13 protein-coding genes are annotated in these 9,100 nt (G+C 31.1%); 7 read left to right on the top strand and 6 right to left on the bottom strand.

The window, feature by feature from the left end; all coding sequences use genetic code 11:
• Position 1 precedes the first annotated feature (1 nt).
• The 6 genes from rd to MXE27_RS06825 all read right to left on the bottom strand — a co-directional run bounded on the left by rd (position 2) and on the right by MXE27_RS06825 (position 3,656).
• Positions 2-163 carry a rubredoxin gene (gene rd, locus MXE27_RS06800; RefSeq protein WP_248611658.1) on the bottom strand — a complete coding sequence of 54 codons (162 nt, stop codon included), beginning with the start codon at positions 161-163 and terminating at the stop codon, positions 2-4.
• Between the two features lie 41 nt (positions 164-204).
• The gene (locus tag MXE27_RS06805) at positions 205-366 is read right to left on the bottom strand and encodes a rubredoxin (protein ID WP_248611659.1); all 162 of its coding nucleotides are present in this window, start codon (positions 364-366) and stop codon (positions 205-207) included.
• Between the two features lie 67 nt (positions 367-433).
• A complete protein-coding gene (locus tag MXE27_RS06810; protein ID WP_248611660.1) occupies positions 434-589 on the bottom strand; it encodes a rubredoxin in 156 nt (51 codons plus the stop codon).
• Positions 590-917: 328 nt separating this feature from the next.
• Positions 918-1,313 carry a universal stress protein gene (locus MXE27_RS06815; RefSeq protein WP_248611661.1) on the bottom strand — a complete coding sequence of 132 codons (396 nt, stop codon included), beginning with the start codon at positions 1,311-1,313 and terminating at the stop codon, positions 918-920.
• Positions 1,313-1,864: a flavin reductase family protein gene (locus tag MXE27_RS06820; RefSeq protein ID WP_248611662.1), complete on the bottom strand. Its 552-nt coding sequence runs from the start codon at positions 1,862-1,864 to the stop codon at positions 1,313-1,315. The genes MXE27_RS06815 and MXE27_RS06820 overlap by 1 nt, the downstream gene beginning before the upstream one ends.
• Before the next feature lie 64 nt (positions 1,865-1,928).
• Positions 1,929-3,656, bottom strand: coding sequence for an ABC transporter ATP-binding protein (locus MXE27_RS06825; protein ID WP_248611663.1), 1,728 nt, complete (start codon positions 3,654-3,656; stop codon positions 1,929-1,931).
• 399 nt (positions 3,657-4,055) lie between these two features.
• Here MXE27_RS06825 and MXE27_RS06830 point away from each other — a divergent pair, with 399 nt between their 5' ends.
• The 7 genes from MXE27_RS06830 (at position 4,056) to MXE27_RS06860 (ending at position 8,817) form a co-directional block, all read left to right on the top strand.
• Entirely contained in the window at positions 4,056-4,580 is a 525-nt protein-coding gene (locus MXE27_RS06830; protein WP_248611664.1) for a nicotinamide-nucleotide adenylyltransferase, read from the top strand.
• Positions 4,581-4,693: 113 nt separating this feature from the next.
• Positions 4,694-5,131 (top strand): molybdenum cofactor biosynthesis protein MoaE, encoded by a 438-nt coding sequence (locus tag MXE27_RS06835; RefSeq protein WP_248611665.1) that lies wholly within the window; start codon positions 4,694-4,696, stop codon positions 5,129-5,131.
• 97 nt (positions 5,132-5,228) lie between these two features.
• Positions 5,229-6,431 (top strand): HD domain-containing protein, encoded by a 1,203-nt coding sequence (locus MXE27_RS06840; RefSeq protein ID WP_248611666.1) that lies wholly within the window; start codon positions 5,229-5,231, stop codon positions 6,429-6,431.
• A 99-nt stretch (positions 6,432-6,530) separates the two neighbouring features.
• Positions 6,531-7,091 (top strand): UbiX family flavin prenyltransferase, encoded by a 561-nt coding sequence (locus tag MXE27_RS06845; RefSeq protein ID WP_248611667.1) that lies wholly within the window; start codon positions 6,531-6,533, stop codon positions 7,089-7,091.
• The gene (gene cbiT, locus MXE27_RS06850) at positions 7,088-7,645 is read left to right on the top strand and encodes a precorrin-6Y C5,15-methyltransferase (decarboxylating) subunit CbiT (protein ID WP_248611668.1); all 558 of its coding nucleotides are present in this window, start codon (positions 7,088-7,090) and stop codon (positions 7,643-7,645) included. The genes MXE27_RS06845 and cbiT overlap by 4 nt, the downstream gene beginning before the upstream one ends.
• Positions 7,646-7,703: 58 nt before the next feature.
• Positions 7,704-8,459, top strand: coding sequence for a hypothetical protein (locus MXE27_RS06855; protein WP_248611669.1), 756 nt, complete (start codon positions 7,704-7,706; stop codon positions 8,457-8,459).
• Positions 8,460-8,613: 154 nt separating this feature from the next.
• The gene (locus MXE27_RS06860) at positions 8,614-8,817 is read left to right on the top strand and encodes a pseudomurein-binding repeat-containing protein (RefSeq protein WP_248611670.1); all 204 of its coding nucleotides are present in this window, start codon (positions 8,614-8,616) and stop codon (positions 8,815-8,817) included.
• The last annotated feature ends 283 nt before the right edge of the window (positions 8,818-9,100 follow it).

The raw sequence follows: 9,100 nt of genomic DNA on the forward strand, positions 1-9,100 counted from the left end.
TTTAATCTGTCTTTTTAAACTGATCTTTTCCTACCCCACAAATTGGGCAAATCCAGTCATCAGGAACGTCTTCAAATGCAGTTCCAGGTTCTACTCCATTATCCGGATCTCCATTTTCAGGATCATATATATAACCGCACATTTCACAAACATACTTATCCATTTTTAATCCTCCAATTTTTTATTTTCTATTTTTTATAATGTCTATTTAAGGACAATGAACATTCTTTTGGGGGCACCACAGGAAGGACATCTCCATTTTGGTGGCAAATCTTCAAATGCAGTTCCAGGTTCTACTTTAGAGCGTGGTTCTCCTATTTCCGGATCGTATATATACCCGCAGACTTTACACTTGTATTTTTTCAATCTAAACACCTTTTGTTTTTTATAATTCAAATAATGTTAATTAATAAATTGAATTAGGTAAATAATATTAAATTGGTCTAAATCTTATTTTTCCAGCACCGCATAGGGGACATGCCCAATTTTTTGGAAGCGAATTAAATTCGGTCCCGGGATCAGTTTTAGTTCTGGGTTCACCTTTAGCAGGATCATAAATATACCCACATACTTTGCATTTGTATTTCATAGTATCGCATCTTGAAGATTCTATTTTTACAGATTAATGTGTAAATATCTATTATTTTTATGATTTTTAAGTAATTTAAAAATATCGAAATAAACTCAAATCAAAACATAATTAAAATATTAATGGGCTGATTAAATAAGAATATAATTAAATGAAAAATGTAATTCAAGTAGTATGAAACTAATTAAGTCTGATTATAACGGTCATTAGTTGTAAGGATAAATATGAGGCATATTTTATTGATCAATTAAAATGATATGCTCCCATAGGGTCTTATTTTTTCTAAGATAACAAGAATCAATAAAAAAGTTAGAATAGGGTTTTGGGTTTATTTAACAAGTAAAACTGGAATATCGGCTGTTTTTAATGTGTTTTCTGCAACACTGCCCATTAAAAGTTTTTCAAGGCCAGATCTGCCGTGAGATCCAATTACTATAAGGTCTGCATCTGATTTTTCTGCAATTTTTTTCATGTCGTGGCGAGGATTTCCAAAGATTAAAACTTCATCCACATCAACACCTTTTTTTTCACCTTTTTTTTGTAGATTACGTAGAATAGTATTTCCTTCTTCTTCTAAAACTTCAAAAGGGTAAATTAATTTTTCATCAATAACATGAACACCAACAACGCGGGCAGAAATTTTACTAGCTAAATCTATAGCTAAATCTTCAGCTTTAGCTGCAAAATCGGAACCGTCTGAAGGAACCATTATTTTTTTAAACATTATTCCACTCTCCTGAGGTGATCTCCAATAACGAAGTTTGTGCCTCCTAAATGAAGCACGGGTTTAACTTTTTCCACATCTAACAATCCATCTTTAATACAATGATCCTTAACAGAGGCATGTGTAACATAGCCAGTAATTAGGTTATGGTCTCCAATTTCACTAACTTTTAGCACTTCACATTCGAGATGTGCAATTGACTCAGCAATCCTTGGAGGTGATACTGCCTTGGAAGGTATTGCAGTTAATCCTGCTTTTTCCAGTTCATTTTCTCCATAAGGTAATTTTTCACCAGTAATCCACATTTTACTCAATATATCGGAGGGGATTAAATTAATTACAAATTCATGAGTTTTTTCTATATTTTTATTAGTGTCATGGCTGGGGGCACTGGCAAAAGCTACAATAGGCGGATTCATAGAAACGGGCATTACAAAAGAAAATGGGGCTGCATTTATCTCTCCTTGAGCACCTGAAGTAGTAATAATTACTGTAGGTCGTGGAGCCAAAATTCTATGAGCATTCTCTGGTGGGAAATCTTCAAAATTCATTAAAACACCTTCATATCAATTAAAATTTACTGGAATTAATGGGAGTTATTATTATGATATTGGATTAACTATTATATTTTTCTTGCCTAGTTTTCACATTCATTAAGTATTGAGCCTTACTTCTTTTTACAAATTCATCACAAAGATGATCTGGTGAACCATCCATAATCAACTGACCATCTTCAATCATTAATGATCGAGTACTCAATTCCTCAATAAAATCGATATGATGACTTACCATGATAATGGTTGTATCAAAATCAATGTTAATTTTTTTCAGTGAGTTAGAAACAGATCTAAGAGTAATGGGATCTAAATCGCCGAATGGTTCATCTAAAATCAATATTTCTGGTTTTGAAGCCAGTACTAAAGCTAATGTTGCTCTTACTTTTTGCCCGCCGGATAATTCATAAGATTTTCTTTCTAATAATTCTAATGGGAGATTCAAAGCATCGAATATGGGTTTGGCATATTTTTTTATTTCAGTATCGGGGAAACTAGGGAATAATTCATCTAAAATCGTGGATGAAAGGCCGATCTGTTCTAAACGATACTTTGCTTCGCTTTCAGGCAGATCTGTCAGTTGATAAAGTACATCTAATATTTGATCACTTATTCCAAGTTCTTCTGCTTTTTTCTTTGCTTTATCCACGACATTTTGCCCTTTAATGCCTAATCTAGATGCAATTTGGTCTTTTATTGTAGCATAATGCGTTAATGCAAATTCTTGATGCATAAATCCTAGTTTACGTCGAATATTCATTCTAGGAATGCTGGGTTCATACATACTCACCCAATCACCGTCCAGTTTAAATTGCACATCTCCTGAATCAGGGAAATCTAATCCTGCGATCAATCGAAGTAAAACCGTTTTTCCAGCACCGCTTGGCCCTATAAATGATAATATTTCTCCTTTATTTATGTCGAGGTTAACATCTTTTAGTTCCAGTACCTCCCCACCTTTTATAAGGAAGAAACGTTTTTCTAAATCTTTTACTTTAATAATTACTTCATCAAATTTTTGTTTTGGGAGAATTAATTCATCTTCTAACTCGGATAAAAATTCGGGAATAATTTCTTTGGGAGTTCCTTCATCTTTTATTTCTCCGTTTTCCATTAAAATTAAACGGTCATCTAAATATTCATGTACTTCTGGCAAATGGGATACTACAACTACAGTAATCCCTAATTCTTTGTTAATCTTTTTTATAGAATCTAAAATTTCTTGTTTAGTTTTAGGGCATGACATGGTTGCAGGTTCATCAAGTAAAAGTACCTTGGGTTCTTTAGCAAGCTGCCTAGCCATAATTAAACGTTGTTTTTCACCTCCGCTTAAAACTGGTGCAAAATGATTTGCCTTATGATCTAAACCCACTAATTCCAGTAATTCCATGGCACGATCTCCAAATTCATCATAAGCATAATCAAAGTCAGTCATTGCTTCGTCACGATATTTGGCCCCATAAAGTTTACGGATAACATTTTGAATTACAGTTTCGGCCCATAATCCAAAAGAACGTTGTAAATGAATTGCTGTTGCTTTTTTTAATTTAGCAAAATAAAATGGGCTGGAACCTTCTGAAACATTAATCTCAGCCAGGGTAATGTTTCCACTATCAAATGTTTCTACTCCTCTTAATATTCTCAGTAATGTGGTTTTACCTGAACCACTCTTTCCAATAATACCTACTATTTCTCCACTTTCAACTGTGAGGTTAATATTATTCAGGGCCTTAATTTTATCCCCATTATCCATTTTGTAAGTTTTTGAAAGGTTTTCCACTTTTATCATAGTCTTCACCGTGCCATTATAAAATGTAACTTTTTAGGAATCATTAATAATTTTGAATAAAGCAGTTTAAATCATTGAATAAAATTCTTTTGTATAATATACAATTGTTATACACTTAAAATTATCTAAGTAACTTTTCTATACTTAATCTGTATTATCCCTATTCTATTAATATAAAAAATATATTGGAGGGGATAATGGATTTTGTTTAGATAAGGATGATTAATTGAATTTATGGATTTTATTTTATAATTACAATTTGAAAAGGAATGTATCTTTAAAAATGAAAACTTAATTTAATATTACATATAATAAATTAAGTGTAAGTTACATTTCTTGTTCATTATTGTCAATTAAATTAATCAATTAAATTAATATATAATTAAAAATGGTGATTGCATGAGAGGATTACTGGTAGGTAGAATGCAACCGGTACACCAGGGCCATCTTCAAGTAATAAAAAGAATACTGGAAGAAGTTGATGAAGTTATAATCTGCGTGGGAAGTGCCCAACTGAGTCATACTATAAAAGATCCCTTTACTGCTGGTGAAAGGGTAATGATGCTTACCAAGGCGCTTAGTGAGAATGGAATTCCGGCATCAAAGTATTATATTATTCCTATTCAAGATATAGCATGTAATTCTGTCTGGGTAGCACATCTTAAAATGTTAACTCCTCCATTTGAAAAAGTATACACAGGTAATCCATTAGTACAGAGGTTGTTCATTGAGGATCATTATCAGGTTACTGTCCCTCCATTGTATTATAGGGATACTTTTTCTGGAACGGAGGTAAGAAAAAGAATGCTTGAAGAAGAAGAGTGGCAGGCATTGGTTCCTCCTTCTGTTAAAGAGGTTATAATTGAAATAGGTGGAGTAGAACGAATTAAACACTTATCTAAAAAAGAGGTTAGTGAAAAGTAAAATAAATGTGCTTAATTAATTAGAACTTTAAAAATATGATATTATTTAATTAATATTAACTAAAATCAAATAAGAATAATTTTTATTAAGTATTTTACAATTCAGGTGTTTATATGTTAATTAAAATCATTGAAAAAGATGAAGAGAAAATTACTATTTCTGATTTAATAGAAAATGTAAAAAAAAGTTCTCAAATTGATGAATGTGGGGCTATTTTTTCCTTTGAAGGTATAGTTCGTGGAAAAGAGGATGAAACAGAAGTCAAAAAACTGATTTTATCTACACCAAATAAAAAAGAAATACAAAATGGTTTGGAATCAATTGTAAAAGAAGCTAAAGAAAAATATTCCACAGGGGATATTGCAGTTGTACATTATCTTGGTGAATTTTACACAGGTGAAACTCTTTTTTTAGTGGTTGTATCAGGCAATCATCGTCAGGAAACTTTAAAAGCACTGCAAGAAATAATTGAAAGAACTAAATTTGATCTTGATTTTCAAAAGGATGAACACACCACTCAAGGCACAAATATTATCATGTCTGGAGGATAATCTTTGATTCAAAGTTTTTTTAGGTTTTAGCTGTGATTGATTTGAAACTTGTTTTACAGATATATATGAAAAAAGTGATTTTTTGGGGGGAGTAACTTTGAAATCTATAAGAGATAGTGTGCATGGTAATTTACAATTGAATGAATTAGAAGTTGAATTGATAGATACGCCCCAATTACAAAGATTAAGACGCATAAAGCAGTTGGGATTTACTAATTTAGTGTATCCTGGTGCGAATCATTCTAGATTTGAACATTCTATTGGAACAATGTATCTGGCTTCTAGATTGGCAGATCATCTAAAACTGGATGATGATAAAAAGAGGATGCTGCGCGTATGTGCTTTACTACATGATGCAGGGCATGGACCCTTTTCTCACGTTTCTGAACCAGTTTTGGATGATTCACATGAGGTATTAACTTCCAATATTATAAAAAATTCTTCTTTAAGCGATATAATTTCTTCTGAGTTTGATATTGGTCAAGTAATAGATATTATAAACGGAAAAGGTATTTTGGGACAAGCAATTTCTGCAGAACTTGATGTAGATAGAATGGATTATCTACTGCGAGATTCCCATTATACTGGAGTTGCTTATGGGATCATAGATGTGGAAAGATTAATTTACAATACTAAACTTGAAAATCAATTAGTTTTAGATAAAAAAGGTGTTCAGGCGGCAGAATCTACTTTATTAGCTCGCTATTTCATGTATCCCAGTGTTTATCAGCATCACACGACCCGTATCGTTAATGCAATGTTTCGGCGATGTTTAAGACGTTTAATTGAAGAAGAGAAGATTGATGCTCACTTGATTTATAAATACGATGATGCCGATATAATTTCCGCGTGCCGTAATCAAAAAGGCTTTGTTGGTGAAATGTTTAAACGTTTAGATAATCGAGATCTTCTAAAGAATGTAAGCTCTCTTAAACTTAATGAACTAGAAGACCCTCAAAAAATATTCAAAATTGAACGAAGTAAATTAAAAAAAGCTGAAAGAGAAATCTCAGAAGACAAAGATGTTCCTTTAGATTATTTAGTAATTAATATACCTGATTATCCTGCTTTTGATGAAATGAAAACATTAGTTTCTGTGGGGGATGCTATTGTTAACTTAAGTGAGATATCAAGTATTGTAGGTGCTTTAAAAGAAGCCAGGTTTAATCACGCGGATCTTTGTCTTTATGTGCCTGAAGAACATTCTGAAAAATTTAAAAATCTTGATTTTTATGATTATCTAGATTTACCTGATAAAATTAACCCCCATGACAAACAAATGCGATTGTTTCATCCTTAATTGAGATGTGAGCATTAATATTATCAAACAACCAATATTTATATAACTAAATATTTTGCAGTCAATTGAATACTATTCAAATACATAAAATGTGATAACATGATTATTGTTGCAATTACTGGGGCTAGTGGCGTAATATATGCATTAAAATTGTTAGAAGCTCTTAAAGAAAATAAAATTGAAACTGGTTTAGTAATAACCGATCCTGCTAAACTAATATTAGAATATGAATTAGGTATGGATGAAAATGATTTCAAAAAATTAGCTACTCATTATTATGAAGCTGATGATTTAACAGCTTCAATAAATAGTGGGTCATGTCTTTTTAAGGGCATGGTCATAGTGCCCTGTACTATGAAAACATTATCCGCCATTGCTCATGGTTATGCCAATAATGCTGTTACCAGAGCTGCAGACGTAGTCTTAAAAGAAAGAAGAAAATTAGTTATTGTTCCGAGAGAGACTCCTCTTCGTTCCCTACACTTAGAAAATATGCTTAAAATTAGCAAAGAGGGAGGTATAATTCTCCCAGCAATGCCCGGTTTCTATCACAGGCCTCAAAATATTGATGATGTGGCTAATTTTATTGCAGGAAAAATTTTAGATGTTATGAATATTGAACATAATCTTTTCAAGAGATGGCATGGTGATGAGATATGATCCGGGATTCAGAATTCATTTCTACACCCAATGTCCCAGGACCTACAAAAGAAGAAGTTCGCTGTCTGGTATTATGCAAATCCCAAATTAAAAAAGAGGATATTGTAGTTGATGTTGGGTGTGGGACCGGTGGATTAACTTTAGGATTTGCTAAGATTGCTAAAAAAGTTTATTCTATCGATAAAAATCCTGAAGCCATTGAAATCACCCAAAAAAATCTCATTAAACATGAATTGATTCATAAGGTTAAACTAATTGGATCTGATGCTGTTTCCGCAATTGTTGATATGGAAAAATTTGATGTCCTTATGATTGGTGGAAGTGGTGGAGACCTTCATGAAATAATTCATTTAAGTATTCCTAAACTAAAAAAAGGCGGCAGGATAATTGTCACTGCTATTTTGATGGAAACAAAGATGGAAGCAATCCAAACTTTTAATGAATTAAGTATAGGATTTGAAATCATTGAAGTAAATGTTTCTAAAGGCAAAATAATTGATCGAGGTACCATGATGTTTGCCCAAAATCCAATTGCCATCATATATACCATTTAGGGTTTAATTTTAAATTTAAATTTTTCAATCATTTATTAAATTAATTAGGAGTTTTATAATGAAATGGTCTGACTGGAAAGTTAAAGCAGGAATATTATTAATATTTTTGGCTATTATTTTTTATACTGCGGATTATTTGATTTTTAAAGATGCAAAATCCGTTTTATTTTATATTGGTATAGACTTAGCATTTATTCCCGTAGAAATTTTGATTCTGGTACTGGTTGTTGAAAGTGCTATTAACAAAAAAGAAAAACAAATCATAATGGAAAAACTTAATATGGTAATAGGTGCTTTTTTTAGTGAAGTCGGGACTGATCTTTTAAGACATTTTTCTGTTTTTGATGACAATAAAAATAATATTAAAGAAAATCTTTTGGTTAAAATGGATTGGACAGAAAATGATTTCTTGAATTCAGCTGAAACCATTAAAAGTTATGAATATGGCATTAACCTTAAATCAGATCTAGGTTCTGATGTGCTTCTTTATGATTTAAAAACTTTTTTAAAAGATAAAAGAGAGTTCATGTTAAGATTATTGGAAAATCCTAATCTTTTGGAGCATGATAGGTTTACTGATTTATTGTGGGCTGTTTTTCATCTCACAGAAGAACTGGATAGTCGTGGAAAATTGGAAGATTTACCTGATGCTGATTACCAACATCTGGCATTAGATATTCAAAGAGCTTATTCTCTTTTAATTTATGAATGGTTAGAATACATGGAACATTTAATGGAAAATTATCCTTATTTATTTTCTCTTGCTTTAAGGACAAATCCTTTTGATCCGGAAGCCAAAGTAGAAATTAATTAGATAATTACTTTTTTTTTATCTTTGGATAAGTTTAACTCACTTAAATATTAATTCTTACATTTTCATTCATAAATGAACTTTAATGAATGATTTAATAGAATTACTTATATATTGGAATAAATAGAGTATTAAAAAACTCAGTTGGTTGATATTGATGGATCGTTTGAGTCTGGACCAATATCGAGATATGGTTGATGAGATAATAGAATTTAAAAATCAGAACGGTATAATGCCTGAATACACCGTTGTTGATGGTTGTAAAATCGAAAAAGAACGTTATATTGATATGATAGAGCGGGTAAACAAATTTATTTTAGAAATGGGTAGAAACCCTCGTTCTATTGACATTGAATCTTGATTAATTATATTTAGATTTTATATATAAAAATAAATATTAATATTAAGGTTTATTTAGTATGTATTATCATTAATTGTCTTTTTTCCTATTTTTATTCGTAGTTTCTATTTTTTGAGTTATGGATTATAATTAATACATTTTTTCAGATTTTTTGATAATAATACCTAAATCTTTAATAAAAATATTTTTATCTGTTCAATGTCTTTAAATCCAATATTGGATATTTTTTATTTTTAAAATAGAATAAATACTGTCTCTTATACACATCTCCGAGCCCACGAGA

This window comes from Methanobacterium alcaliphilum, from assembly GCF_023227715.1.
Taxonomy (GTDB): Archaea; Methanobacteriota; Methanobacteria; order Methanobacteriales; family Methanobacteriaceae; genus Methanobacterium_E; species Methanobacterium_E alcaliphilum.